This is a genomic window from Stutzerimonas xanthomarina DSM 18231 (genome assembly GCF_900129835.1).
GTDB lineage: Bacteria > Pseudomonadota > Gammaproteobacteria > Pseudomonadales > Pseudomonadaceae > Stutzerimonas > Stutzerimonas xanthomarina.
Genome location: NZ_FQXA01000002.1, coordinates 452,491 through 479,037, shown reverse-complemented (window position 1 = coordinate 479,037; position 26,547 = coordinate 452,491). Strand labels below are relative to the sequence as shown.

Below are 26,547 nucleotides of genomic sequence, written 5' to 3'. Positions count from 1 at the left end.
AGACCGCGATCCGGGTGTGGGTAACCCCGGCCACCTGTGGTGACATAAGGCGCTTCGCATAATGTATATTATGTTAAATAGAGTATTAGGTAATGTGAGTCATGACATTGCCTTCCAATCCAGCTTCACCTTCTCCGCACACGTCTCCTCGTTGGGACGACATGTGCGGCTCTCATTTGGGAGCTACAGGTTGTCCATGACGACACTGCGTATATCGTCTGCCAGTTGGCGGACGCGTTCTTCACTGGTGTCCCATGAGCACATGAAGCGCGCGCCGCCGACACCGATGAATGTGTAGAACATCCAGCCGCGGCTTCTCAGTGCTTCGAGTGCCAAAGGTGGGATGCTGACGAAGACGCCATTGGCCTGCACCGGAAACATCAGTTCTACACCGGGCACGTCGCCGATCAGGCTGGCCAGTAACTGCGCGCAGCTGTTCGCGTGTTTGGCGTATTTCATCCAGGCGCCGGCTTCCAACAAACCTACCCAGGGTGCGGACAGAAAACGCATCTTCGATGCAAGCTGCCCAGCCTGCTTGCATCGGTATTCGAAATCCTCGGCCAGATCGCGATTGAAAAACAGGATGGCCTCGCCGACTGCCATGCCATTTTTGGTGCCACCAAAACAGAGCACGTCAACGCCGGTTTTCCAACTTAGCTCGGCCGGTGACAGTCCGAGAAATGCACAGGCATTGGCAAAGCGTGCACCATCCATATGTAGGTGCAGCCCCAACTCCTTACAGGTGTCACTGATGGCTCGGAGCTCATCCGGCTGGTAGACGGTACCGATTTCGGTGGCCTGGGTCAGGCTGACGACGCGTGGTTTGGGGTAATGGATGTCCTTGCGTTTCAGGGCTATCTCGCGGATGGCTGCCGGCGTCAGCTTGCCCTGTTCGGTTCGCGCCACCAGCAGTTTGGAGCCGTTCGAGAAGAATTCCGGTGCGCCGCATTCGTCGGTTTCAATGTGCGCGATATCTCCGCAGATCACGCTGTGGTAGCTCTGGCATAGCGATGACAAGGCCAGTGAATTGGCCGCCGTACCGTTGAAGGCAAAGAACACTTCGCAGTCGCTTTCGAACAGTTGGCGGAAGTGGTCGGCTGCGCGCGATGTCCATTGATCGTCACCGTAGGCCCGATCATGGCCCTGGTTGGCGCGAGCCATTGCTTCCCAGGCTTCCGGGCAGATTCCGGAGTAGTTGTCACTGGCAAATTGTTGATTGGCGGTGCTCATCAAAGCCTCTCTAAATAAGTACTGCCTAGCTGCTGATTGGCAGGGAAATAACGGTGTAGAGCCCAAGTACGCCAAGCACGAAGACCGACGCGCCAAGCCACAGAACCGACAGGGCATCAGCTTGGATTCGCCCGCTTTTCACCCCACTTGCACTGCGCGTGTAGCGTCGCTGTTGAGTCGTCCAGATACCCAGTGCAGTGGCTAAGGATAGCGCGACCAACACCGCGACGAAGGCGCCGTGGTAAGGCATCCAGCGCAGAAACAATGCGCTTACTGTAATCATCGTCAGCAGGGTCCGCCCCCAGGCCAGCGATGTACGTTCGGGTTGCAGACCGGGATCTTCATGCAGCGGTGGCGGCGCTGGTTTGGGCTCCAGACGGCGGCGGAAGGAAATATGCATCAGTGATCGATCAGTTGCGTAATGCGACAAAGGCGATCAGTACCAGCGTCACCAGTGTGCCGCCGATGGACAGGATCGGGATCAACAGTGGAAACGGCAACGGCCCCTGGTGACGCATCGCACGCTCGATGGCCAGCCAGCGGAAGCAAGCCGTCGAGCTGATGAACATCGCCAGTAGCAACAGCGAAATCGACAGAACCTTGCGTATTTCCAGCGGGAAAATTTCACTGGCGAAGGCCTCGACCGCAACGCCGCCGGCCAGTACCGCCAGCGAGGTTCGTATCCAGGCCAGAAAGGTCCGTTCGTTGGCCAGGGTAAAGCGCGGATCAGGCTCCGTTCCGCCAGACAGCAACCTGTGACTCCAGCGACTGCGTTCCATTGTGCTGATGCATCTCCAATTGGAAAGGTCTCGTGCGTCATTCAAACAGAAACGATGTGGCGCTGCAGGTTCCGTTATATATCGCGTTGTCGGTCAATTGCTGTTTCGCGCGGTTGGTATCTGCCGTGATGACTGGCAGGACGCAGTTCAACGTCAGCGGAACGCAGCATGTTAATGTTCTGACTTTCAAACACCTCGGAGATCTCCATGTTGCCTCGCCTGGTAACCCTCTTTGCACTCGGCATGGCATGCCTGTCGGCAACCGCAGCCGATCAGAACCATGCTCATCATCAAATGATGGGTGCACCACTTGAGGCCACTCAAGCGTGGTCGCGTGCCATGCCGCCCACCGCACCTACCGGTGCAGTCTATTTCACGTTACAAAACCCAGGCGACTCACCGGATCGGCTGTTGGGCGTGCGCACACCGCGCGCGAAGAAGGCCGAACTGCATACCCATGTGCACGAAGGCGAGATGATGCGCATGAAGCAGATTGACTCGATCGAGCTGCCTGCCGGCGGCCAGGTCGAGTTCAAGCCGGGCGGCCATCACGTCATGCTCTTCGAACTGAGCGCCCCGCTAGCGGCGGGTGAGCGCTTCCCGCTGACCCTCGAATTCGAGCACGCGGGTGAAGTGACCGTCGAAGTGTCCATCCAGGACCAGGCGCCGGAGCCAAGTGGCCACGAACACATGCAGCACTGATCACGAGCGCTAGACAGCGGCTGGTGCAAGGTAGGCCAGACGCTGTTTTGAGGCCTGCAGTTGAGGCGTCGCAACAACTGCCCCCCTCTTCCTTCATTTAGCTGCGTTTGTTTAGCGTTTCACCGGCTTGGCAAGTTTCTGCTTCAGCTACGTGAGATTGTGGGTCAGATTCCCGTTGGCGTGCGCATCGTGACGAACTCTTCCGCTGCAGTCGGGTGAATACCCGCCGTATCATCGAAGATCCGCTTGGTTGCGCCGGCCTTCAGCGCAACCGCCAAACCCTGAATGATCTCCCCCGCCTCTGGTCCGGCCATGTGGCAACCCAGCACCTTATCGGTCTCCGCGTCGACGACCAGTTTCATCAGGCTTCGCTCGAGGCTGTCAGTCATGGTCTGCTTCATCGGCCGGAAACGACTTTCGAACAGCACCACCTTGTGCCCTTTTTCGCGCGCTTGTTCTTCGGTCAACCCAACCGTCGCCATGTTGGGCAGGCTGAACACGGCGGTAGCGATATTCTGGTAGTCGACCGGCCGATACTCCTCGGGCCTGAACAGCTGTCGGGCTACGGCCATGCCTTCAGCGAGCGCGACGGGCGTCAGCTGGATCCGGCCAATCACGTCTCCGATGGCCAGGATCGATGGCGTCGTAGTGCGGAACTGGTCGTCGATGGCGATGTAACCTCGCTTGTCCAAAGCCACGTCCACGTTTTCCAGCCCCAGCCCATCAAGCATCGGCCGACGCCCCGTGGCGTAGAAGATGCAATCGGCTTCCAGCGTGCGACCTTCTTCCAGCGTGGCAAGCAGCGTTCCGTCCGCCTGTTTGTCGATACGAGTGATGTCGGCATTGAACTGCAGATCGAGACCCTTCTTGATCAACTCGTCCTTGAGATGATCGCGCAGCGAACCATCGAAACCACGGAGGAACAGTTCTCCGCGATAGAGCAGCTTGGTGTCGGCACCACAACCGTGGAAGATCGAGGCAAACTCGACGGCGATATAGCCACCGCCCACCACCAGAACGCGACGCGGCAGCGCATCAAGGTAAAACGCCTCGTTAGAGGTAATGGCGTGCTCACGGCCTGGAATATCTGGCACGAACGGCCAGCCACCAGTGGCGATCAGAATGTATTCAGCGCTGTAGTGCTTGCCATCGACCTCTACGGTGTGGGCGTCGACCAGGCGCGCATGCGCCTCTAACAGCGTGACGCCGCTGTCGGTCAGCAGGTTTTTGTAGATCCCATTGAGACGCTGGATCTCGCGATCCTTGTTGGCTATGAGCGAAGCCCAATCGAACCTGGCTCCGTCGATGGTCCAGCCATAGCCCTTAGCTTCATGGATGTCTTCGGCATAGTGGGCGCCGTAGACCAGCAACTTCTTCGGCACGCAGCCGACGTTTACGCAGGTGCCGCCCAGGTAACGGCTTTCGGCTACCGCCACACGGGCGCCATAGCCAGCAGCAAAACGGGCGGCACGGACGCCACCGGAACCCGCGCCGATGACGAATAGATCGAAGTCGTAAGCCATGAACTGTTGTCTCCCTTGTAGATCGCACAGCATAACCCAGGCCGTTGGCCGGATTCATTGGAGGAGCATCGCATGCGCCCTACCCTCACCCATCTTGCCCTGCACGTGCCCGATCTCGATGCCTGCATCGGGTTCTACGAGCGATTCTGCGGAATGCAGGTATTCCACGAACGTGCAGGCAAAGGTTCGCGCATTGTGTGGATGGCCGAACCAGGAAGGGAACGTGAGTTCATCTTCGTGATCATGCCCGGCGGACAAGACCGTGCACTGGCCGACAACGACTACAGCCATTTTGGCTTTGCCCTGGCCAGCCGCGCCGAGGTCGATGCAATTGCTGACAGCGCGCGCCAAGTGGGCTGCCTGATCTGGGAGCCCAGGGACGAGCCCTACCCGGTTGGCTATTACTGTGGCGTTCGCGACCCGGCCGGCAACTATGTCGAGTTCAGCTACGGTCAGCCCCTCGGGCCAGGCGCCGAAGAAATGCCCGCACTCTGAAACGCAAAAGCCACCCGAAGGTGGCTTTTTATTCAGCACAGTAGTGCTTAGAAGGCTTTACCAGTCAGGTAGAAGTTCTCGTAGCAGAAGTTGGTCGCCGCGATATAGCCCTCGGCGCTACCGCAGTCGAAACGCTGGCCCTTGAACTTGTACGCCAGGACGCAACCGTCCTGAGCCTGGCGCATCAGCGCGTCGGTGATCTGGATCTCACCGCCCTTGCCCGGCTCGGTCTGTTCGATGAGGTTGAAGATATCCGGCGTCAGGATGTAACGACCGATAATCGCCAGATTCGACGGCGCATCTTCCGGCTTGGGCTTCTCGACCATGTGGCTGACACGGAAGATATCGTCGCGGATCATCTCGCCAGCGATCACGCCATATTTGCTGGTCTCTTCCGGCGGCACTTCCTGTATTGCAACGATCGAGCAGCGGAACTGGTTATACAGCTTGACCATCTGCGCCAGAACCGGGTCGCCATTGAGGTTGATGCACAAATCGTCCGCCAGAACCACGGCGAAGGGTTCGTCGCCGATCAGTGGACGGCCGCTGAGGATTGCATGACCCAATCCCTTCATCTCGACCTGGCGGGTATACGAGAAGCTGCATTCATCGATCAGTTTGCGGATGCCGACCAGGTATTTTTCCTTGTCAGTGTTGCGGATCTGATGTTCGAGCTCGTAGCTGATGTCGAAGTGGTCTTCCAGGGAACGCTTGCCGCGTCCGGTAACAATCGCAATCTGGCTCAGCCCGGCAGCCAGTGCCTCTTCAACCCCATATTGAATCAGGGGTTTGTTCACGACCGGCAACATTTCCTTGGGCATGGCCTTGGTCGCAGGAAGGAAGCGCGTGCCATATCCGGCCGCAGGAAAAAGGCATTTCTTGATCATGTGAGTCCTTGAGAAGATGAGTCCAACTGATGCACTGCGCCTGGATCGGTCAGCAGCCATACCCTGCACGTCCCGCCAACGGCGACTGACTAGAGGCTACGACCGCCGAAACGATTCGGGGTTCGACCGCGGCTGGGCTAATTTGGCTAGGCAAGCAATCTGACGGATGGTCATTGACATGACCTCTTTATAGCGTGGCCCTGCGCGTAGAGATTGCCAAGTGGCTAGACGGAAAAGATTGCAGTTGCGGTCGGCAAACGCCTCGAAGCCGTAGTCGGGTGCTGAACGCGTTTGCACTAACGGGTGCTCTAATGATCGCTTGGCGAAGAGATTGCGTCGCAACTGACACTCTGCTCTGGCCCGTCATCCGTTGATCCAAATCAACGGAGCCGGAGATTGATTTCCTTTCATCGCGAGCCATGGCTCTGTGCGGTTGCACAGCGACTAGGATGTCGCCGGCCTCGCTAATAGCACTATGCCTTTATTCTGCCAGCGCAAATAACCTTGTAAAGCGCGAGGATGTTCGGCCGATAAGCTGAACCGGTAAAGCGGCAAAGCCTGACCGCCCGCTGTGGGTCGTCACATACGCCGGTGACGCTTTCGTTTTCGTGTAATAGCAATACCTAAGGAACAGGATGAACACTACATCCCCAGCTCGGCAAATGTCGGTACAAACTAAAATCAACCTGGCGCTGTTGGTGGTATTTGCCCTGGTCCTCGCAGCCTCGCTGTCCTATTCGGCAGGTTCGGAGAAACAGCTGATACTCCATGTCGTCGAGCAACAGACCAAGGATACGGCTGACTCCTACTTTGACAGTATCAACACCATGATGCTGACCGGCACCATGAGCCAGCGTGAAGTGCTGCGTAACAAGATTCTTGCCCGGCCGGGGGTAATCGACGCACGTATCGTTCGCGGCGAGCCGGTGACCAAGGTCTTCGGGCCTGGGTTCGATCATCAGGCACCCAAGGACGAGCTCGACAAACGTGCGCTTGCCGGCGATGCCACCATCGAAGTAAGCGAAGGTCTGAACGGGCGCGTGCTGACGGTGATCAATCCGATCCATGCGCAACAGGATTACCGCGGCACCAATTGCCTGACCTGCCACCAGGTCCCGCAGGACACGGTGATGGGCGCGGTTCGTATCAGCTACGACCTGTCTGCACTGGACGGCGAGGTGCATCGCAACATTCTGACCTCAGCCGTGATCCAGGCCCTACTGCTGCTGGCGGGCCTAATTGTCATGGGCTACATCATTCGCCGGATCATCATCAGCCGCATCAACGACATGCGCCATACCATGGAGGCGATGACCGAGGACGAAGACCTCAGCCGCACAGTCGCAGTACAGGCTCAGGACGAAGTCGGGGCCATGGGCACTGCCTTCAACCGCATGATCTTCAAGTTCCGCAACAGCCTCGAAGCGGTGGCCGCCGTAACCCACCAACTGGGTGAGGTATCGAATCGAGTATCGAGCGTCGCGGAAAAGACCCAGACGGCGGTCATGGAGCAGCGCAGCGAAACCGACATGGTCGCCTCGGCCATGAATGAAATGAGCGCGACCGTTCAGGAAGTGGCTCGTCATGCTAACGAGACTGCGTCGGCTTCGAGCGGTGCCGATGCGGAATCGCGCGTTGGCGTCTCCCTCGCAACCGAGGCGCTGGATGGTATCGAGGTATTGATTCGGGACATCGAAAAAGCCGCGCAGGTGATCAAACAGGTCGAAACGGACAGTGTCAGCATTGGCATGGTATTGAACGTCATCAATGGCATCGCCGAGCAGACCAATCTTCTCGCACTGAATGCCGCCATCGAGGCCGCTCGCGCCGGGGAACAGGGCCGAGGCTTCGCTGTGGTCGCCGACGAGGTGCGCACCCTCGCCTCGCGCACGCAGAAATCCACCGAAGAAATCCAGCGCACCATCGAGCAACTGCAAAACGGTGTACGTAACGCCGTACAGGCCATGGAGGGCGCGCAGGTTCGCGCTCACTCGGGTTCGGATTGCGTCGCCAAGACCGCGCAGAGCCTCACCGTGATCGCGGGCGAAGTGAACGCCATAAACAGCATGAACACTCAAATTGCCACGGCGGCCGAGGAGCAGAGCGCCGTTGCTGAAGAGATCAACCGCAACATCACCACTATCAGTACGATCGCTGACACCACCCTGGCCGATGCGTCTCAAACCTCGCAGATCAGTGAGGAGCTGGTGCAGTTGGCGGCCGAGCTGAATCGCCTGGTTGGCCAGTTCCGGTTGTAATCAAAGGTGAAAGCTGCCGAGTACATGCTGCCCGGCAGTTTGGCCTACAATCCTTGTGTTGACCGCTTGGCGCACGCACTCTCGGGCCTGACCGGTTCTTGATCGCGGACAGGCCAACGCCACGCGAGGAAACGCGATAATTCGCGCCAAGATGTCGCAGGCTGCGGACGGCACCGCCCGACCCGGCCACTCACAATCATGCAATCAAGGTGAAACCCCACATGGACCAAACGCCGAGCTTTAACCGCGCCCTGGTCGAGAAGTATGACCGTCCCGGTCCTCGCTATACCTCCTACCCCACTGCCCCGCAGTTTCATCAGGCCTTCGCCATGGATGACTACCGCAGCGCCGCGCAGGAGACCAACGAGGCCCCGACGCCCAAGCCGCTGTCGGTGTACATCCATATCCCGTTCTGCAAAAGCCTTTGTTACTACTGCGCGTGCAACAAGATCATCACCCACAAGACCGATCGCGCCGTTGAATACCTGGACTACCTAAAGCGCGAGATCAAGATGCAGGCTGCGTTGTTCGACCGCTCGCGTAAGCTGACTCAGCTGCATCTCGGCGGTGGTACACCGACCTACCTCACCAGTGAACAGCTGGCTGACTTGATGGCTACGCTGCGCAACGCGTTCAACATGGACGACAGCGACGATCACGAGTTCTCATTGGAAGTTGACCCGCGTACCGTCACGCCGGCGCAGATTTACCAGCTGCGCGAGCTGGGCTTCAACCGCTTGAGCTTTGGCGTGCAGGACTTCGATGAGCAAGTGCAGATAGCGGTCAACCGCATCCAGACCGAAGAGCAGACCCGAGAACTGGTCCAGGCTGCACGTGACGCTCGCTTCAAGTCGATCAGCGTCGACCTGATCTACGGCCTGCCGCTGCAAACCGTCGATAGCTTCGGCGTTACATTGGACAAGATCATCGACATCCGCCCGGATCGCATCGCAGCCTACAGCTATGCGCACCTGCCGGATCTGGTGCGCGCGCAGAAGCTGATCCGCCCCGAAGACATGCCGCCACCCGAGCGCAAGCTGGAACTGCTGGAATTGACCATCCGGCGGCTGACCGATGCGGGTTACGTTTATATCGGCATGGATCACTTCTCCCTGCCGGAGGATGAACTGACCCTCGCCCGTGCCAACGGCACGCTGCAGCGCAACTTCCAGGGCTATTCGACCCACGCCGATTGCGACCTGATCGGGCTCGGCATCTCGTCCATCGGAAAAATCGGCAACAGCTACAGCCAGAACGTGAAAGAACTGTCGCAGTACTACGCGCGCCTGAACGAAGGCATGCTGCCGGTTCACCGTGGCTACAAACTCAGTGAGGACGACAGGCTACGGCGCGAAGTGATCATTTCGCTGATGTGCCACGGCCGTATCGACTTTGCGGAGATCGAACAGCGCTACGGTATCGACTTCCGGGAGTATTTTGCCGACTCGCTGGCCAAACTGGACGAGCATGTCGCTGATGGCCTGGTCGAGATTACCGAGCGCGCCGTGGTTTTGCTCCCACAGGGCCATCTGATGATGCGCAACGTCGCCATGGCATTCGATGCCTATCTGGGCGGCGAACAGCGCGGTCGTTTCTCCCGCACAGTTTGATAGTCCACGCGCTTAACCTATCTCAACTATGGGTGGGTTAAGCGCAGCGCTTGCGTCCGTTTCGCTAAAAACCTCCGATCCGCACCACTGATCGTCCAGCCGTTGCAAAACGCCTCGCCAACTGTATAAATAACCAGCCCTACGGGCCGCAGCGCCCACGTTTGACCGAACCGGACGTTCATGCGCCAGGCCCTGGAAAACCCCTTCTATTACCTCGACAACTTTCGTCAGGTGCTTGCCTGGGTCGGTGAACGACACGGCGATCTGCTGGATGATCAGGAACGGGGGTTTCTGGATCAGTTCCAATTGATCCCGCAGGCCTCCCAAGCACTGCTAGTACGTATGGTGATGCGCAAGGGGCTGCTGTTTCGCGCGAGTAAGCTGCGCTACACGGAGATTGGCTGCGCCATTGAGGCATCGACTGCGCTTGTCGAACACGGCTGGCTTGAAACCAATCCGATGGTGGATATCACGCAGTTGTTCGGGTTGTTGAAAAAGGATGAACTGCTAGCAGTGTTCGGCAGCTCTGCCACCGGCCAGCGCAAGACCGATCTGTTCCAGGCCATGCAGGCTGAACACGCCGAACCCAAGCCTTTCGCGAGCTGGTGTGAGGGGCTGGCGGATGCGGCATTTAGACTGGCCATAGGCGATCTGTGCGATCGGCTGCGGCTGATGTTCTTTGGCAACATCCACCAGGACTGGTCCGAATTTGTGCTGGCCGATCTCGGCATCTTTCGCTACGAGCAGGTTGCATTCTCCCCGGCGTCCCGAGCGTTTCATGCGCGTGCCGATGTCGATGCCTATCTGCATCTGCATCGCTGCCGGGAACGCTTCGAGGCAGGCGAAGCGGTCGAAACGGTGCTGCCTGATGTGCCGGCGTCCGGTTACGCTAACGAGTGGCTGGAAAACCGCCGTGGCAAGCTGTTGCTGAGTCTAGCCAGACAATGCGAGCGCGACGGCAGCTGGTCTCTAGCGCTGAAACTGCACGCGGCCAACGGCTATCCCGGTGCGCGTGAGCGGGCAATTCGGGTGTTGGAACGGCATGGTCAACCGGAAGCGGCATTACAACTGGCCCTGACAGCGGACGCCGCGCCTGAGAGCGAGCATGAAGCCCAGCAGTTACAGCGCATCCTTCCACGTCTGCGGCGAAGTCTAGGTGAAACGGCCCCACGCAGCAGGGTCACTGCCCAGCCGGAGCGAATCGACCTAAGGCTCCTGCGCCCGGATGCAATGAGTGTCGAACACGCGGTGCGCGAGCACCTGACCCGTAGTGATGCGCCCGCGTACTACGTCGAAAATGCCTTAATCAATTCGCTGCTAGGGCTGCTCTGCTGGGACGCGATTTTCGCGCCGCTGCCCGGCGCATTCTTTCATCCCTTTCATCTAGGGCCGGCAGACCTCGCCCGCCCCGATTTTCACAGCCGCCGCGCTGAGCTGTTCGACGACTGCTTGAGCAAGCTCGGGACAAATGAATACCGCGACTGCATACGTAATGTTTATCGTCAGAAATTCGGTCTGCAATCTCAGTTCGTAAGCTGGGGGTTGTTCGATGGGACCTTGTTGGATCTGGCCCTCGAGTGTATTCCAGCCGACCATCTGCGTGCGTTCTTCCAACGCATCCTGCTGGACGTACCCAACCATCGCAGCGGCCTGCCGGACCTCGTCCAGTTCTTCCCCGATGAGCAGCGCTATCGATTGATCGAAGTGAAAGGCCCTGGCGACCGGCTGCAGGACAATCAGAAGCGCTGGATCGATTTTGCGTTGCGTCATCGGGTGCCAATCGCCGTCTGCTACGTGCAGTGGGATGAGGCTTCGCTTTGAGTTACCGGGTTGCCGTTCGCGCACTGTGCGAGTTCACCGCTAAACAGGGCGATCTGGACTTGCGCTTTACTCCCTCGCCTACCGCAATGGAAGGAATCGCGGGGCACACGACCGTTACGGCCCGACGCGCAGACGGCTATGAGCGAGAGGTTACCCTCGAAGGAAGCTACCGCTCGCTCAGCGTGCGAGGCCGCGCGGATGGCTACGATCCGGTAAAGAATCAGCTGGAGGAGATCAAAACCTACCGTGGTGATCTGGCGCGTCAGCCTGCAAATCACCGCTATATGCATTGGGCGCAGGCCAAGGTTTACGGCTGGTTGCTCTGTGAGACGCGCGGGTTGCAGTCGCTGAACGTCGCGCTGGTTTACTTCGATGTGGTCAGCCAGAAAGAAACCTTGCTGGTCGAGCCGTTCAAGGCTGATGACCTGAAGGTGTTTTTCGAAACGCAGTGCCAACGCTTCATAGCCTGGGCGGAACAGGAACTGGTCCATCGAGCCGAGCGTGACCAGGCGCTCAGAAGCATGACGTTCCCCTACGGTGAGTTTCGCAGTGGCCAACGGCAGCTTGCCGAAGCCGTGTACAAAGCCGCCTGCACCGGCACCCATCTCATGGCGCAGGCGCCAACTGGTATCGGCAAAACTCTCGCTACGCTTTTCCCGCAGTTGAAGGCGTTCCCTGGTCAGCAGATGGACAAACTGTTCTTTCTCACCGCGAAAACCTCCGGCCGACAACTTGCGCTGGATGCAATGAAAACGCTGAGTCGGGGATCGGTGCCCTTGCGCACGCTGGAACTGATTGCCCGTGACAAAGCCTGCGAACACCCGGACAAGGCCTGTCACGGAGAGTCCTGCCCGCTCGCTCGTGGCTTTTATGACCGCCTTTCCGCTGCGCGCGCCGAGGCCGTAAAACAACCGTTTCTCGACCAGACGAACCTGCGAGACGTAGCGCTGGCGCATCAGGTCTGCCCTTATTACCTCAGTCAGGAGTTGGCTCGCTGGGCCGACGTGGTGGTGGGCGATTACAACTATTACTTCGACATGAGCGCCTTGCTCTACAGCCTGACCTTGCTCAACCAATGGCGCGTTGGCGTGCTGGTGGACGAGGCCCACAACCTGCTGGAACGCGCTAGAGCGATGTACAGCGCCGAGTTGGACATTCGGAATTTCAAAGGCTTAAGGACGATAGTTCCGACAGCACTTAAGAAGCCAGTCAAGCGTGTGCTGCGCTGCTGGGGTGATGTGCACCGTTTGCAAACTCTCAGCTATCAGGTCCAGCCAGGATTGCCAGATAAGCTTCTTGGTGCGCTGCAACAGGCAGTCAGCGCGATCACCGAACATCTCGCGGAAAACCCCGCAGGTGTCGACCCGGCCCTGCAGTCGGTGTACTTCGATGCGATGCATTTCTGCCGGCTCGCTGAGCTGTTCGGAGATCACTCGCTGTTCGACTGCGCGCTGCTACCGACAAGGAGCAAGACACGTGCCTCTGTGCTCTGCCTGCGCAACGTGCTGCCTGCGCCGTTCCTGAAGCCGCGTCTACGCGAAGCGCGCTCATGCGTGCTGTTTTCGGCCACCCTCAGCCCGCAGCGTTTTTACGCCGACACGCTCGGCCTGCCGCTCAACCACGTTTGGCTCGATGTGGATTCGCCGTTTCAGGCCGAACAGTTGCAGGTGCGGCTGGCCCGGCACATCTCCACCCGCTATCACGACCGTTGCGCTTCACTTCAGCCAATCGTCGATCTGCTGGTCGAGCAATTCCGAGAACGTCCCGGTAACTACCTGGCGTTCTTCAGTAGCTTTGACTACTTGCAGCAAGTGACCAACCTGCTCGCTGCGCAGCATCCGCAGCTGCCCTTTTGGGAGCAGACACGGAGCATGCATGAAGAGGCGCGCAATGCGTTCCTTGCACGTTTCACGGACAAAAGCTGCGGTATTGGCTTTGCCGTACTGGGTGGTGCTTTTTCCGAGGGTATCGACCTGCCAGGTCGGCGCCTGATCGGCGCTTTTGTCGCTACGTTGGGACTGCCACAGGTCAACCCCGTCAACGAGCAAATGAAAGCGCGAATGGATCAATTGTTCGGCACGGGCTACGACTACACTTACCTCTACCCTGGGCTGCAAAAGGTTGTGCAGGCCGCCGGCCGGGTCATTCGCACCACAGAAGATATCGGCGTTGTCCACTTGATCGATGACCGCTTCGCCCGCCAAGACATCAGACGACTGCTGCCTGTTTGGTGGGGCTCTGCAAAATAGGCAGAAGTCAGCTCGAGGTCATCCTATCTCTACCCATTGATAGGCCAGCGTTAACTGTGTGCCTCTTAAGGCCTATATCCCCGCTCGGGTAGTGCGTTAGACGAAAGTCTGAGCCCTCACAATTCTTTACAAATTGAATTGACAAGTGATGTTCGGTAGCCATAATTCGACATGTCGTACGACAACTGATATCAGGTCTTTTGCGCCGACAGCGTCGCTTTAAATAGCGGTCGCGCTTCATCCCGCCTCGTCTTTAACACTGGTCGCACTGGGCGGACTACTTAAAAAAGGGAGCACAACAACAATGACCCCACGCAACTCTTTGTCTGCCGCCGTCTTCGCAGGCACTCTGTCGCTGGCGCTCGGCATCCCTGCCGTCGCTCACGCTGCGGATGGTTTCGTTGATGGCACAAAAGTCACGCTGAATGCGCGCAACTTCTACATCAACCGCAACTTTGTAGATCCGGCGTATAACGGCGGCCAGAACAAGGCCGAGGAGTGGACGCAAAGCTTCATTCTCAACGTTCAGTCGGGCTACACCCCAGGCCCGATAGGCTTTGGTGTCGACGTGTTGGCCGGTCTGGCAGTCAAGCTCGACGGTGGTAGCGGCACCTATGGAACCGGCCTGCTGCCGACCCACGGCAAAGGTGCTGATCGTCACCCTGCGGATGACTTTGGTCGGCTCGCCGTTGCCGCCAAGGCAAAGGTGTCGGAAACCGAGCTGCGTGTCGGTGAGTGGCAGGTCGTGGTGCCAGTGCTGCGAGCCGATGACGGCCGCTCGCTGCCGCAGACCTTTCAAGGCGGCATGATCACGTCGAAGGAAATAAGTAACCTGACGCTGTACGGCGGCCAGATGCGTCAGAACAGCACTCGTGACGACGCAAGCATGGAAGACATGCTCTTCGGTGGCGCAAGCTCGGATCGCTTTAACTTCGCTGGCGGCGAATATTCGTTCACCGAGAAGACCAAGGTCGGCTTGTGGCATGCTCGTCTTGAGGACATCTACCAGCAGAGCTACGTCCAGCTATTGCACGTGCAGCCGCTCGGAGAGGATTTCGCTCTAACTGCAAACCTCGGCTACTTCACCGGTAAGGATGAAGGCAGCGCGCTGGCTGGCGACCTGGACAACAAGACTTATTCCGGCCTGTTTGGCCTGCAAGCCGGCGCCAACACCTTTTATGTCGGTCTGCAGAAAGTCAGCGGCGATCAGTGGATGCGCGTCAACGGTACCAGCGGCGGCTCCCTGGCCAACGACAGCTTCAACTCCGCCTACGACGCAGCGGACGAGCGGTCCTGGCAGCTACGCCACGACTACAACTTCGCAAGTGTCGGCATCCCTGGCCTGGTCCTGATGAACCGTTACATCAGCGGTGACAACATCACCACCGCAAGTGGTGATGAAGGCAAGGAGTGGGGGCGCGAATCCGAACTGGCTTACACCGTGCAGAACGGTACGTTCAAGAATCTCAACATCAAGTGGCGTAACTCCAGCATGCGTCGTGACAGCTCCTTCAGCCGTAACGAGTTCGATGAGAATCGCCTGATCTTCAACTACCCGATCTCCATTCTGTAAGCGGCATCCACCACGCTGGACGCAACACTCCTCGCTCCTGTTGCGGAAACTTTCGCCCGTCTTCATGACGGGCTTTTTTTATCTGCGCTCACCCGGAGAGCAGTAGATTCACCGAAATACCAGAAACAGTCTCAGCCTATTGACATGAGCCTCTATACTGTGCATATCCGCTGACGAATGCCGAGTTGTGGGGTGCTGTGAGGCATCGACTATCGCCAGACAGGTCGTAGTCTCTCCTTCACAGCCGCGGGCAGGCCTTGTGCGTGCCTTCCGGCATACCCAACGGTGGTCGTTATGAATCAGCTTTCCCACACCGCGACGGATGCATTTCACTCGGCTTTTGCGGGCACGCTCGTTTTTCCCGAAGATCCTCAATACAACGAAGTGCGCCAGATCTGGAACGGCATGATCGATCGCCGGCCTTCGCTGATCGCTCGCTGCGGTTCAGCTGACGACGTGGTTCGGTCTTTGGACTTCGTTCGCCAACATGACCTGCCTTTCTCCATACGTGGTGGCGGACACAATATTGCAGGGAATGCGGTCTGTGACGGCGGCCTGATGATCGACCTCTCGCTTATGAAGGACATCAGCATCGATCCGGAACTACGTCGAGGCTATGTCGAGCCGGGCTGACCCTTGGGGGTGGCTTTGGTTGGCTCAGTAGAAAGTACGGCATGACCGTAGACAGCCTGCTGGGGGCGGATGTGATAGTCGCCGACGGACGTCAGTTGCACGCCAGTGATTCGGAAAACCCTGATCTGTTCTGGGGGCTTCGCGGCGGCGGCGGGAATTTCGGCATCGTCACCCGTTTCGAATTTCGGCTGCACCCGGTGGGGCCGGACGTGTTGTGTGGCCTCATCGTCTTTCCGTTTGAACAGGCGAAATCCGTTATCACCCAGTTCGCTCGTTTCACCGAAACGATGCCGGATGAGCTCAACGTCTGGATGGTTGCCCGCAAGGCGCCGCCGTTGCCGTTCCTGGCCGAAGAGGTCCACGGGAAAGAAATCGTTGTGCTGGCGATCTGTTACGCAGGCGACCCGGATGAGGGCATGAAACATATCGAGGCACTGAGGCAGTTCGGTTCTGCCTATGGCGAGCACATCGGGGTGCAGCCCTATGTCGACTGGCAGCAGGTCTTCGATCCGCTATTGACTCCGAGCTCCCGAAACTACTGGAAATCGCACAATTTCTCGACGCTCGATGATGGGTTGATCGATACAGTCATCGAATACGCCAGTGCACTGCCTTCACCGCAATGCGAGATATTCGTCGCTACGATAGGTGGCGAGACAGGACGAACCAACCCTGACGCCATGGCTTACTCGAGTCGTGACGCCAACTATGTGATGAATGTGCATGTCCGCTGGGAAACGCCTGATGAAGATGCTCGTTGTATTGCCTGGGCGCGGGAGTTTTTTGACCGTACGCAGTCTTTCGCCAGTGGTGGCGCTTACGTGAACTTCCTGACCAGTGATGAAGCTGAGCGCACCGCCTTCGCTTATGGCACGAGCTACCAGCGATTGGTGGATCTGAAAAGGAAATTCGACCCGACGAATCTCTTCCGCATCAACCAAAACATCAGCCCGGCGTGACTGCCCGCGGGCGCTCTTGAAGGGGCGCTCGCACCCCCCTTTCCGCTCTTTGACGGCACGTCATCGCCACCTGAGTGAGACGCTACTGGCCGGTACGAGTGATACGCCGAATCTGCAGTTTGCAGCTGACCTGCATTGTTTCGGCAGGCCGTAAAACCCGCATTCCGTTGGCGATCGGATCGTCCATGCAAAGGGCATTGTTGGCATGAGAAACCGGCTCGACGGCAAAAAATCCCATGTCTGCCGGAGGCGTGAACACGACCAGATGATCGAGTGACTCGCTGGCGTGCATGGTCAGCTCAACCCCTTCGTTCGGCCAGCGGATGGTTATGGGCTTGGTGCGTCCCACGAAACAGTTATCCAGGTCGGGTTGCTGAAGCGACTTTTCCGCTGAAAAATCCCATTCAGCAGGGATTGGCGCCTTCCTGGAAGGCAGGTTCTGGGCGTCGTTCTGCCAGACGCATTGCGCTTCGAACTGCAGCCGGCACGCCGCATGGCGCAGGAAATACGGGTGCCAGCCAAGCCCGGCGGGCATCGAGCGGCTGTCGATGTTGCGCAACCGCAGTTGGAGTGCAACGCCGGCATCGTCGAGCTTGATCTCGTGTTCCACCTCGAAGGCGAACGGCCAGTCAAGCACGCCATCCCCCTCCGGCTGATGCATAAACGTCAGGCGAAGGCGGGTCGAGGTCTGCTCGGTCAGGCTCCAGGCGCGTTTCCAGGCGACACCATGAATCGGCAACGGGTGTTCGACAGACAGGTTGCGCAACGGATAACGTGTTCCCTCATGCATGAACCCGCCATCGCCGACGCGATTGGAAAACGGCGCGAGGACAAAGCAGCCGGTACGTCGCACGCTGTCGGAGCCGTCCCAAGGTCGTAGCAAATCGATGCCGTCGACGCTCAATCGGGTAATTGCTCCGCCCAATGCTGGGCAAACCGACAGTCGCAGCGATTCGTGCTGAAGTTCGACCTCGGTCAGGGGGTGAAGGTCAGGCATTCGCCGTCTCCTATGAAAGCCGTATCGCTCGCTGATTTTGAATTGAACGGCGCCTAGCACCTGCGGGCTTGTGGCTCGCGGCGCTAGGCGCCCAGGGGGTGCCACTCTATAGTTATTTGACCGAGGCTTGTGGCCAGGGCCTCCGGCGACCGAGGTCGCCTATTCATCTGAAGCGCACGGGTGCGTGTGCTCAGACAGCCGTCAACACTTCGCCGCGCTCGAGAAACGCACGCAGATTAGCCAACAGCAATTCTTCCATGGCCAGCCGGGTTTCCTCGGTAGCGCTGCCGATGTGCGGCAGCAGGACCACATTGGGCAGATCAATCAGCGCTTGCGGCACCTCTGGCTCGTGGGCGTACACGTCGAGACCCGCGCCGCCCAGCCGCCCTTCCATAAGCGCCTCGATCAACGCCGGCTCGTCGACCACCGAGCCGCGCGAAACGTTGATCAAAATGCCTTTAGAGCCAAGCGCATCGAGCACATTTCGATTGATCAGGTGGCGGGTGCCTTCACCGCCAGGACAGGTCAGAACGAGAAAATCGCTCCACTTCGCCAGCTCGACCAGGTTCGATTCGTAGCCATAACCGCTGCCCTCTACCGGCCGGCGATTGTGGTAGCGCACCTGCATGTCAAAGCCGATGGAGCGCTTGGCAACCGTTTCACCGATACGCCCGAGACCGACAATGCCGAGCCGCTTACCGCTCACCTGCTTCGCCAACGGCAAACCACCCGAAGGCCAGCTGCCCGCGCGTACGAAACGGTCCGCGCGCGACATCTGTCTTGCGGTGTCGATAACCAGGCCGAAAGCCAGATCCGCCACGCAATCATTGAGCACGGCCGGAGTGTTACTCACCGGAATGTTCCGCGCCCGCGCGGCCGCCACGTCGATGGCGTCATAGCCGACGCCGAAACTGATGATCGCCCGCAGGTTAGGTAATTGCTCGATCAGCGCTGCTGTGCAGCCGAACCTACCTGAGGTCACCACGACATCGATGCGTTGGGCATGCTGGGCAACCAACACATCGCCACCCTCCTCCCAGAAACGCAGCACCTCATGCTCCGCGGCCAGGCAACGGTTGAAACGTTCAGTCAGCGGACCGATCTGGAGTATGCAGGTCACGGGTTACCTCGAATGGGTGGATGAATTGGGTGATGAAGGTGCTCAGAGCACCTTGCCCGGGTTCATCAGGCTGTTGGGATCAAGCGTTAACTTTATGGTGCGCATCAGTTCGAGTTCCAGTGGGTCCTTGTACAAACGCGCGGCGGCGCGCTTGGCCTGACCCAATCCATGCTCCGCGCTGATGCTGCCCTGAAATCCGGCGGTGGCGTCGTAGATGACGTGCATGATCGCCTCTTGTTGTGCCTTGAAGCTCGCATCGTCAGACCCGACCGGCTTGCTGATGTTGTAGTGCAGATTTCCATCGCCAACATGCCCGTAGGCAACGATGCGCACGCCGGGAAACTGCTCGCGCAAGCGCTGGTCGGTCGACTGGATGAACGCTGGAATACAGCTCACCGGCACGCTGATGTCGTGCTTGAGGCTGGGGCCTTCATGGTTCTGGGCTTCGGAAATACCTTCACGCAGTGCCCATAGCGCCGCGACCTGCGCTTCGCTGCCGGCGACGACCGCGTTGCTGACCAGCCCGCGCTCCAGGGCTTCGCCTATCCCGAGCTCAAGAAGGTCATTGAGGGGCGCGTCAGGTTGGGTATCGCTCAGCTCGATCAGCACATACCAGGGGTGAGACTCGGCGAAGGGGTCGCTGCAGCCGACTACGTGACTGAGCACGAACTCGACACTCTGCCGCGACATCAGCTCGAACCCCGTCAGCCGATCTCCACAGAGGCCTCGGATGATGCCGATCAATTGAACCGCCGCGTCGGCGCTAGGCAGCGCGACCCAGGCGGTGGTCACACTGCGCACGGCCGGATACAGCTTCAGTACCGCTGCGGTGATGACGCCAAGGGTGCCTTCAGATCCGATGAACAGGTGCTTGAGGTCGTAGCCTGTGTTGTCCTTGCGCAGCCCGCGCAAGCCATTCCAGATCTGCCCGTCAGGCAGTACCACTTCCAGTCCTAGCGTGAGGTCACGCATGTTGCCGTAGCGCAGCACGGCAGTCCCGCCGGCATTGGTGGCGAGGTTGCCACCAATCGTGCAGCTGCCCTCCGCGCCGAGGGACAGCGGGAATAGCCGCCCAGCGTCGGCAGCGGCTTCTTGAACCTTCTGCAGTATTACCCCTGCCTCGACCGTCATGGTCTCGTTCGTTGCATCGACTTCGCAGATACGGTTCATGCGCGTTAGCGACAGCACAACCTGTGTGCCGCTGGCGTCCGGGATCGAGCCTCCGCACAAGCCGGTGTTGCCGCCCTGTGGTACCACTGCAACTTGGTATTGGTTGCAAAGCCGTACCATGGAGGCGACCTCTTCGGTGCTGGCCGGGCGAACTATCAGGGCAGCTTCACCACGGTAAGCGTTGCGCCAGTCGCTCAGATAGCTGTGCATACGCTCGGCATCACCAATGATGCCGAGCGCACCGACGACGCTTTCAACGCCGCGGATAAATTCTTCCGGCAGCTTGCTCATCTCAATCTCCGCAGTTGATCACTCGATGCAGCGCATCACGCGGATGCGCTTTTGCGCTGTGGTCAGGTGATGGGCGCTGGATTGAACAGCACGATGTCGTTGTGCAACCGGTGTTGTTCAGCCCAGGTCTTCTTGCGACCGCTGGCGACATCCAGGTAGTAGTGAAACAGCTCCCAGCCGAGCTCTTCGAGAGTGGCGCGGCCGCTGGCGATGCGCCCGGCGTCGATGTCGATCAGATCCGGCCAGCGTTCGGCCAGCTCGGTACGGGTCGCCACCTTGACTACCGGCGCCATGGCCAGGCCGTATGGCGTGCCGCGGCCGGTGGTGAACACATGCAGGTTCATACCAGCTGCCAACTGGAGCGTACCGCAGACAAAATCGCTGGCCGGCGTCGCGCAGAAGATCAGCCCCTTGCGATCAACCCGCTCGCCCGGACCGACCACGCCATTGATGGCGCCGCTGCCTGATTTGACGATCGAGCCCAGTGACTTCTCGACGATATTCGAGAGCCCACCTTTCTTGTTGCCCGGCGTGGTGTTGGCGCTGCGGTCGGCGGCGCCTCGCTCCAGGTATTGGTCGTACCAGTCCATTTCGGCGATCAGCGCGTCGGCGACTTCAGTCGACTCGGCACGGGCGGTGAGCATGTATACCGCGTCGCGCACCTCGGTGTTCTCGGAGAACATCACCGTCGCGCCGGCGCGAACCAGCAAGTCCGAGGCGTAGCCCAGCGCCGGATTGGCGGTGATGCCCGAGAAGGCATCGCTGCCGCCGCACTGCATGCCCAGCACCAGTTCCGATGCTGGCACCGTCTCACGGCGGCGCAGGTCGAGCTTTTTCAGCCGCGTCTCGGCCAGAGCCATGATCTGCTCAATCATTTCGCCGAAGCCGGTATTCGACTCCTGCAGGCGATAGAGCCAGGGGTCACGCAGATCCACCGAAGGATCGCCCTCGTGCATCACCTGCTCGGCCTGGAGCTTTTCACAGCCGAGGCTGATGACCAGCGCCTCGCCACCCAGGTTCGGGTTGCGCGCCAGGTTGCGCACGGTGCGGATCGGTATGTAGGCGTCGCGCGCATTGATGGCCACGCCGCAGCCGTAGCTGTGGGTCAGCGCCACCACATCATCGACGTTGGGGTATTTGGGCAGCAGCTCATCGCGAATGCGCTTGACCGCGTGTTCCAGCACGCCGGTTACGCACTGCACGGTGGTGCTGATGCCGAGGATATTACGCGTGCCCACCGTGCCATCGGCGTTGCGATAACCCTCGAAGGTGTAGCCTTCCAGCGGATCGAGTTTGTCCGGTACGGCGTTTGCGCGCGGCAGGCTGTCGAGCGGCGGTGCGCTGGGCATCTTCAACTGGGTTTCTTTGACCCAGGAACCCTGGCGCAGTGGCTCGAGCGCGTAGCCAATGATCTGGCCATAACGGCGTACCGGCTCGCCTTCCGGTATATCGACCAGCGCGACCTTATGGCTCTGGGGCACATTTTCGACCGTCACCAGGCCGTCCTCGAACCGGGCACCGGACGGTACACCGCCATCGTTGACCACTACGGCCACGTTGTCCGCCTCGTTGAGGCGAATGTAACGTGGCGAATCCTGGTGCTGAATCAGTTGCACGGTGTCGTTCATCTCGGTCTCCGGTCAGGCCGGTTGTTGTTCTGGTTTGGTTGCGCAGCGCGGCAAGGTGGCTTCAGCCCACCAAGGTAGATGTTCAGACCGCAAGCGGTGGGCTGAAGCCCACCCTACTCGCCTCCGCAGCCGCGCTATTTCCCTTGGGCTGTCTGCTTCGCTCTAGCGCGTTCTCGCGTCGGTCTCAACGCACCAGACAAGGCTTCTTGTTGTTGAAGGTCCATTCCGGGATCAGGTACTGCATGGCAACGGCATCGTCCCGCGCGCCAAGACCTTTTTCCAGGTACAGCTCATGAGCCTTTTGCAGTGCATCTTCATCCAACTCGACACCCAGGCCCGCCTTGGCCGGGACGGCCACCTTGCCGCCAACGATCTGTAGCGGTTCGCGGGTCAGGTACTGGCCGTCCTGCCAGATCCAGTGGGTATCGATCGCAGTGATCTTGCCCGGTGCGGCAGCCGCCACGTGGGTGAACATGGCCAGCGAGATGTCGAAGTGGTTGTTGGAGTGCGATCCCCAGGTCAACCCCCAGTCGTGGCACATCTGCGCAACGCGCACCGAGCCGCTCATGGTCCAGAAATGTGGGTCGGCCAGCGGGATATCGACAGAATTCAGCTGAATGGTGTGGCCCATCTGGCGCCAATCGGTGGCGATCATGTTGGTCGCGGTCGGCAACCCGGTGGCACGACGGAACTCGGCCATCACTTCGCGGCCGGAATAGCCATTCTCAGCACCACAGGGGTCTTCGGCATAGGCCAGCACACCGTGCAGGTCCTTGCACAGATCGATGGCTTCGGCCAGTGACCAGGCTCCGTTGGGGTCCAGCGTGATGCGAGCATCGGGGAAGCGCTCGGCCAGCGCACGGATCGCCTTGACCTCTTCGCGGCCCGGCAGCACGCCGCCCTTGAGTTTGAAATCCTTGAAACCGTACCGCTCGTAGGCCGCTTCGGCCTGGCGCACAACGGTTTCGGGGGTCAATGCTTCTTCGTTGCGCACGCGGAACCAGGCATCGCTGGCATGGGTTTCATCGCGGTAGCCAAGATCGGTCTTGTTGCGATCGGCGATGAAGAACAGATAACCGAGCATCTCGACTTCGTCGCGCTGCTGCCCGTCACCGAGCAGTGCGGCAACCGGCACGTTGAGGTGCTGGCCGAGCAGATCGAACAGCGCCGACTCGATAGCCGTGATGGCGTGAATGGCGATGCGCAGGTCGAAGGTCTGCAAGCCACGGCCCGCGACGTCGCGGTCGGCGAAGGCCTTGCGCGCCTGGTTCAGCAAACCGTTGAAATTACCAACCGATTGGCCGATCAGAATGGCGCGAGCGTCGTCCAGCGTTTTGCGGATCGCCTCGCCACCGGGGACCTCGCCGACACCTGTATTGCCGGCGCTGTCCTTGAGAATGAGGATGTTGCGGGTGAAATACGGACCATGGGCGCCGCTCAGGTTGAGCAGCATGCTGTCTTGACCTGCGACCGGAACCACCCGAAGTTCGGTGATGACCGGAGCACCATGATTCACAGAATTGTTCATATGCGTCTCTCTTTTGTTCTTATGGTCCGCGTTGCGGGTACAGCGATCTGTTCGCCATGGGCGCGACCCGCCGAGACGCTAGGCGGCTCGGACAGGGTGCGCCGTGTCAAGCGGCACGGCTGATCAGCCGATATAGGTGGTCTTCACCGTGGTGTAGAACTCCTGGGCGTAGCGTCCCTGCTCGCGCGGGCCATAGGACGAGCCTTTGCGCCCGCCGAATGGCACGTGGTAATCCACGCCGGCGGTCGGCAGGTTGACCATCACCATTCCCGCCTGAGAATGACGCTTGAAATGGTTGGCGTACTTCAGCGAGGTAGTGCAGATGCCCGCCGACAGGCCGAACTCGGTGTCGTTGGCCATGGCCAGCGCTTCGTCGTAGTCCTTGACCTTCACCACGTTGGCCACTGGCCCGAAGATCTCTTCACGGCTGATGCGCATGTCGGCGGTGCTGTCGACGAACAACGTCGGCGCCAGGAAGTAACCTTCTGTCCCGCAGCTGACACGCTCGCCACCGCAGGCCAGGCGTGCACCCTCTTGCTTGCCGATTTCGATGTATTTCAGGTCCTGTTCCAGCTGGGCCTGAGAAACCACCGGGCCGACATCCACGCCCTGCTCCAGAGCAGAACCGACCTTGATCTTCTTGATGCGCTCGATCATGGCTTCGACGAAACGATCGTAGATGCCTTCGGTCACGATGATGCGGCTGGAAGCGGTGCAACGCTGGCCGGTCGAATAGAACGCACTTTGCGCGGCCAGTTCGACGGCGGTATTGAGATCGGCATCGTCCAGAATGATCTGCGGGTTCTTGCCACCCATTTCCAGCTGAACCTTGGCCTGACGTCCCACGCAAGTCGCCGCGATACCACGACCAACACCCACCGAACCGGTGAAGCTAACGCCATCGACGCGCTTGTCGTTAACGATGGCTTCGCCCACTTCGCGGCCCTTGCCCATCACCAAGTTGAACACACCCGCCGGGAAGCCAGCACGTGAAATGATCTCGGCGATGGCCCAGGCGCAGCCGGGAACCAGATCCGCCGGTTTGATCACCACGCAGTTGCCGTAGGCCAGCGCCGGGGCAATCTTCCACGCCGGAATGGCGATCGGGAAGTTCCAGGGGGTAATCAGACCGATCACGCCCAGCGGTTCCCGAGTGACTTCAACGCTGACGCCCGGGCGGACCGACTGCAGGGTTTCACCCGCCTGGCGCAGGCATTCACCCGCGAAATACTTGAAGATGTTGCCGGCACGGGACACTTCACCGATGGCTTCCGGCAGGGTCTTGCCTTCTTCCCGAGCGAGCAGATTACCCAGCTCTTCGCGACGGGCCAGGATTTCCAATCCGACTTTTTCCAAGGCGTCGGCACGCGCCTGGATACCGGATGTCGACCACGTCGGGAATGCCTTGCGAGCGGCTGCGATAGCTGCTTCAACTTGCGAGGCGTCCGCCTGTGCGTATTCGCCGATAACATCCGACAGATCGGACGGGTTGATGTTGGCCTGGTAGTTTTTGGCCGCTACCCATTGGCCGTCGATGTAGTTGTCATAACGCTTTGCTTCTGCCACGGAATGCTCTCCTTCGTGATGACCGCCAGCTCGGGCAAGCCGCAGGACTGACGGTTGGGGCGAATGATTATCGGGCCAGCTTTATAGAGCGCCACCTTGCTTTTGGATCAGGGCGGCGAGCATTTCGTACTCGTCTGGACGCAGATCGGTCAACGGTGCGCGAACAGGTCCTGCGTCGTAACCCACGATCTTCGCACCCGCTTTGACGATGCTGACCGCATAACCTTTGCAACGGTTGCGGATGTCGAGGTATGGCAGGAAGAAATCATCGATCACCTTACCAACGGTTTCGTCATCGCCACGAGCAACAGCAGCATAGAAGTCCATGGCTAACTTCGGTACGAAGTTGAAGACGGCCGATGAATAAACCGGTACACCCAGCGCTCTGTAGGCCGCGGCGTAGACCTCGGCCGTCGGCAGGCCACCGAGATAGGTCAAACGTTCGCCCAGGCGACGACGGATGGAAACCATCAACTCGATATCACCGAGACCATCCTTGTAGCCGATCAGGTTCGGGCAGCGCTCGGCCAGTTGCTCGAGCAGCGGCGCAGTCAGACGGCACACGTTGCGGTTGTAGACCACCACACCGATGTTGACCGATTTGCACACCTCCTCCACGTGGCGAGCGACGCCCTCCTGGCTCGCTTCGGTCAGGTAATGCGGAAGCAACAACAGCCCCTTGGCACCCAGGCGCTCGGCTTCCTGAGCGTAAGCAATGGCCTGACGGGTCGGACCGCCAACACCCGCGAGGATGGGTACCTGGCCGGCGCAGGTATCTACGGCGGTCTTGATAACGTCCGGGTATTCCTGGGGGGTCAGCGAGAAAAACTCGCCCGTGCCGCCCGCAGCAAACAGCGCTGATGCACCATAGGGAGCCAGCCACTCCAGACGCTTGATGTAGCCAGCACGACTGAAGTCGCCCTGCTGGTCGAAATCGGTGACGGGAAAGGAGAGCAGACCAGAAGAGAGGATGGCCTTCAGTTCTTGTGGGTTCATTGTTTGAGCATCCTGTAAAGCTATTGGTATTGAGGAAGGGGCCGTAGCCTTGAGATACGTTATCGTACAACATCGGAAGTTGCTACTGCTTTTATGGATATTTGCCGGCGTCATTCGCGGTCAAGACCGCTCCCACAGGTCAAGCATGCACAACTAAGCGTGGGTGCGGTTTCGACCGCGAATGGGCATGGCCGACCGGCTGGTGCACTGTTCGCCTGCTCCGCCGGAAGACGGATTTATCCATCAGATCATAGCGAACCCTTAGGAAACCACGCGCTCCGGTCGCCGGGCTTTGCGCAATTCCGCCCTCCTGTCGATTGAAGACGTACAGCAGTTTTCCGAAGCAGGCGAAGACGAGCAGTCACACAGAACGATTTTTATGTTTCCGTCGTTTGACAACTATTACCAGCGCTGATAAAAATCGGATCAAGTCATACGACAACGTATGACAAAACAAACAGAGCTTAAAAAGCCATGCCTCATTCCAAGCGATCCTTCCTAGCAGCGCCCAGGCCTATTCGCTACATCTCCA

The 26,547-nt window shown here is 59.3% G+C and carries 21 protein-coding genes; 9 read left to right on the top strand and 12 right to left on the bottom strand.

From position 1 onward, the window contains the following. Positions 1-183 precede the first annotated feature (183 nt). Genes BUE09_RS06600 through BUE09_RS06590 form a run of 3 tightly spaced genes read right to left on the bottom strand, consistent with a single transcriptional unit; the run spans position 184 to position 2,009 of the window. On the bottom strand, positions 184-1,230 hold the full coding sequence (locus tag BUE09_RS06600; RefSeq protein WP_073299894.1) for a threonine aldolase family protein: 1,047 nt from the start codon (positions 1,228-1,230) through the stop codon (positions 184-186). 25 nt (positions 1,231-1,255) lie between these two features. Beyond that, positions 1,256-1,630, bottom strand: a complete 375-nt coding sequence (locus BUE09_RS06595) for a DUF202 domain-containing protein (protein ID WP_073299893.1) — start codon at positions 1,628-1,630, stop codon at positions 1,256-1,258. A gap of 10 nt (positions 1,631-1,640) precedes the next feature. Further along, the gene (locus BUE09_RS06590) at positions 1,641-2,009 is read right to left on the bottom strand and encodes a YidH family protein (protein WP_073299892.1); all 369 of its coding nucleotides are present in this window, start codon (positions 2,007-2,009) and stop codon (positions 1,641-1,643) included. A 207-nt stretch (positions 2,010-2,216) separates the two neighbouring features. Here BUE09_RS06590 and BUE09_RS06585 point away from each other — a divergent pair, with 207 nt between their 5' ends. Continuing rightward, entirely contained in the window at positions 2,217-2,711 is a 495-nt protein-coding gene (locus BUE09_RS06585) for a copper chaperone PCu(A)C (RefSeq protein WP_073299891.1), read from the top strand. Positions 2,712-2,875: 164 nt separating this feature from the next. Here BUE09_RS06585 and gorA read toward each other — a convergent pair whose 3' ends face one another. Beyond that, positions 2,876-4,234, bottom strand: coding sequence for a glutathione-disulfide reductase (gene gorA / locus BUE09_RS06580; RefSeq protein WP_073299890.1), 1,359 nt, complete (start codon positions 4,232-4,234; stop codon positions 2,876-2,878). Positions 4,235-4,306: 72 nt separating this feature from the next. Between gorA and BUE09_RS06575 the strand changes: the two genes are divergently transcribed. Continuing rightward, the gene (locus tag BUE09_RS06575; RefSeq protein ID WP_073299889.1) at positions 4,307-4,729 is read left to right on the top strand and encodes a VOC family protein; all 423 of its coding nucleotides are present in this window, start codon (positions 4,307-4,309) and stop codon (positions 4,727-4,729) included. A 47-nt stretch (positions 4,730-4,776) separates the two neighbouring features. Here BUE09_RS06575 and galU read toward each other — a convergent pair whose 3' ends face one another. Next, positions 4,777-5,616 carry a UTP--glucose-1-phosphate uridylyltransferase GalU gene (gene galU, locus BUE09_RS06570; protein ID WP_073299888.1) on the bottom strand — a complete coding sequence of 280 codons (840 nt, stop codon included), beginning with the start codon at positions 5,614-5,616 and terminating at the stop codon, positions 4,777-4,779. 635 nt (positions 5,617-6,251) lie between these two features. On the opposite strand from galU, the gene BUE09_RS06565 reads away from it, so the two are divergent. The 7 genes from BUE09_RS06565 to BUE09_RS06540 all read left to right on the top strand — a co-directional run bounded on the left by BUE09_RS06565 (position 6,252) and on the right by BUE09_RS06540 (position 16,719). Next, the gene (locus BUE09_RS06565; protein WP_073299887.1) at positions 6,252-7,874 is read left to right on the top strand and encodes a methyl-accepting chemotaxis protein; all 1,623 of its coding nucleotides are present in this window, start codon (positions 6,252-6,254) and stop codon (positions 7,872-7,874) included. Between the two features lie 221 nt (positions 7,875-8,095). Then, positions 8,096-9,484 carry an oxygen-independent coproporphyrinogen III oxidase gene (hemN, locus tag BUE09_RS06560; RefSeq protein ID WP_073299886.1) on the top strand — a complete coding sequence of 463 codons (1,389 nt, stop codon included), beginning with the start codon at positions 8,096-8,098 and terminating at the stop codon, positions 9,482-9,484. Between the two features lie 180 nt (positions 9,485-9,664). Then, entirely contained in the window at positions 9,665-11,305 is a 1,641-nt protein-coding gene (locus tag BUE09_RS06555) for a VRR-NUC domain-containing protein (RefSeq protein ID WP_073299885.1), read from the top strand. Continuing rightward, entirely contained in the window at positions 11,302-13,554 is a 2,253-nt protein-coding gene (locus BUE09_RS06550; protein ID WP_073299884.1) for an ATP-dependent DNA helicase, read from the top strand. The genes BUE09_RS06555 and BUE09_RS06550 overlap by 4 nt, the downstream gene beginning before the upstream one ends. A 304-nt stretch (positions 13,555-13,858) precedes the next feature. Then, a complete protein-coding gene (locus tag BUE09_RS06545) occupies positions 13,859-15,127 on the top strand; it encodes an OprD family porin (RefSeq protein WP_073299883.1) in 1,269 nt (422 codons plus the stop codon). Positions 15,128-15,421: 294 nt separating this feature from the next. Beyond that, on the top strand, positions 15,422-15,760 hold the full coding sequence (locus BUE09_RS20465) for an FAD-binding oxidoreductase (RefSeq protein WP_197675224.1): 339 nt from the start codon (positions 15,422-15,424) through the stop codon (positions 15,758-15,760). Between the two features lie 41 nt (positions 15,761-15,801). Next, positions 15,802-16,719, top strand: a complete 918-nt coding sequence (locus tag BUE09_RS06540) for an FAD-binding oxidoreductase (RefSeq protein WP_197675225.1) — start codon at positions 15,802-15,804, stop codon at positions 16,717-16,719. Positions 16,720-16,801: 82 nt separating this feature from the next. Here BUE09_RS06540 and BUE09_RS06535 read toward each other — a convergent pair whose 3' ends face one another. The 7 genes from BUE09_RS06535 to kdgD all read right to left on the bottom strand — a co-directional run bounded on the left by BUE09_RS06535 (position 16,802) and on the right by kdgD (position 26,015). Continuing rightward, on the bottom strand, positions 16,802-17,716 hold the full coding sequence (locus BUE09_RS06535; RefSeq protein WP_073299882.1) for an aldose 1-epimerase: 915 nt from the start codon (positions 17,714-17,716) through the stop codon (positions 16,802-16,804). A gap of 190 nt (positions 17,717-17,906) precedes the next feature. After that, positions 17,907-18,836: a 2-hydroxyacid dehydrogenase gene (locus tag BUE09_RS06530; RefSeq protein ID WP_073299881.1), complete on the bottom strand. Its 930-nt coding sequence runs from the start codon at positions 18,834-18,836 to the stop codon at positions 17,907-17,909. Between the two features lie 42 nt (positions 18,837-18,878). After that, positions 18,879-20,297, bottom strand: a complete 1,419-nt coding sequence (locus BUE09_RS06525) for an FAD-binding oxidoreductase (protein WP_073299880.1) — start codon at positions 20,295-20,297, stop codon at positions 18,879-18,881. Positions 20,298-20,359: 62 nt separating this feature from the next. Beyond that, entirely contained in the window at positions 20,360-21,913 is a 1,554-nt protein-coding gene (gene garD / locus BUE09_RS06520; RefSeq protein WP_073300305.1) for a galactarate dehydratase, read from the bottom strand. Positions 21,914-22,109: 196 nt separating this feature from the next. Beyond that, positions 22,110-23,453 carry a glucarate dehydratase gene (gene gudD, locus BUE09_RS06515; RefSeq protein WP_073299879.1) on the bottom strand — a complete coding sequence of 448 codons (1,344 nt, stop codon included), beginning with the start codon at positions 23,451-23,453 and terminating at the stop codon, positions 22,110-22,112. A gap of 123 nt (positions 23,454-23,576) precedes the next feature. Next, on the bottom strand, positions 23,577-25,019 hold the full coding sequence (locus BUE09_RS06510) for an aldehyde dehydrogenase family protein (RefSeq protein WP_073299878.1): 1,443 nt from the start codon (positions 25,017-25,019) through the stop codon (positions 23,577-23,579). A gap of 81 nt (positions 25,020-25,100) precedes the next feature. Further along, complete coding sequence (kdgD, locus tag BUE09_RS06505; RefSeq protein WP_073299877.1) at positions 25,101-26,015, bottom strand: 5-dehydro-4-deoxyglucarate dehydratase; 915 nt, start codon at positions 26,013-26,015, stop codon at positions 25,101-25,103. Positions 26,016-26,547 lie beyond the last annotated feature (532 nt).

What these genes read in the sequence shown, in the direction of transcription:
- kdgD (WP_073299877.1), bottom strand. Translation starts at nt 26,015, where the DNA reads ATGAACCCACAAGAACTGAAGGCCATCCTCTCTTCTGGTCTGCTCTCC.
- BUE09_RS06590 (WP_073299892.1), bottom strand. Translation starts at nt 2,009, where the DNA reads ATGGAACGCAGTCGCTGGAGTCACAGGTTGCTGTCTGGCGGAACGGAG.
- BUE09_RS06600 (WP_073299894.1), bottom strand. Translation starts at nt 1,230, where the DNA reads ATGAGCACCGCCAATCAACAATTTGCCAGTGACAACTACTCCGGAATC.
- galU (WP_073299888.1), bottom strand. Translation starts at nt 5,616, where the DNA reads ATGATCAAGAAATGCCTTTTTCCTGCGGCCGGATATGGCACGCGCTTC.
- BUE09_RS06540 (WP_197675225.1), top strand. Translation starts at nt 15,802, where the DNA reads ATGACCGTAGACAGCCTGCTGGGGGCGGATGTGATAGTCGCCGACGGA.
- BUE09_RS06565 (WP_073299887.1), top strand. Translation starts at nt 6,252, where the DNA reads ATGAACACTACATCCCCAGCTCGGCAAATGTCGGTACAAACTAAAATC.
- BUE09_RS06535 (WP_073299882.1), bottom strand. Translation starts at nt 17,716, where the DNA reads ATGCCTGACCTTCACCCCCTGACCGAGGTCGAACTTCAGCACGAATCG.
- BUE09_RS06575 (WP_073299889.1), top strand. Translation starts at nt 4,307, where the DNA reads ATGCGCCCTACCCTCACCCATCTTGCCCTGCACGTGCCCGATCTCGAT.
- gorA (WP_073299890.1), bottom strand. Translation starts at nt 4,234, where the DNA reads ATGGCTTACGACTTCGATCTATTCGTCATCGGCGCGGGTTCCGGTGGC.
- BUE09_RS06545 (WP_073299883.1), top strand. Translation starts at nt 13,859, where the DNA reads ATGACCCCACGCAACTCTTTGTCTGCCGCCGTCTTCGCAGGCACTCTG.
- BUE09_RS06595 (WP_073299893.1), bottom strand. Translation starts at nt 1,630, where the DNA reads ATGCATATTTCCTTCCGCCGCCGTCTGGAGCCCAAACCAGCGCCGCCA.
- hemN (WP_073299886.1), top strand. Translation starts at nt 8,096, where the DNA reads ATGGACCAAACGCCGAGCTTTAACCGCGCCCTGGTCGAGAAGTATGAC.
- gudD (WP_073299879.1), bottom strand. Translation starts at nt 23,453, where the DNA reads ATGAACAATTCTGTGAATCATGGTGCTCCGGTCATCACCGAACTTCGG.
- BUE09_RS20465 (WP_197675224.1), top strand. Translation starts at nt 15,422, where the DNA reads ATGAATCAGCTTTCCCACACCGCGACGGATGCATTTCACTCGGCTTTT.
- BUE09_RS06525 (WP_073299880.1), bottom strand. Translation starts at nt 20,297, where the DNA reads ATGAGCAAGCTGCCGGAAGAATTTATCCGCGGCGTTGAAAGCGTCGTC.
- BUE09_RS06555 (WP_073299885.1), top strand. Translation starts at nt 9,665, where the DNA reads ATGCGCCAGGCCCTGGAAAACCCCTTCTATTACCTCGACAACTTTCGT.
- BUE09_RS06585 (WP_073299891.1), top strand. Translation starts at nt 2,217, where the DNA reads ATGTTGCCTCGCCTGGTAACCCTCTTTGCACTCGGCATGGCATGCCTG.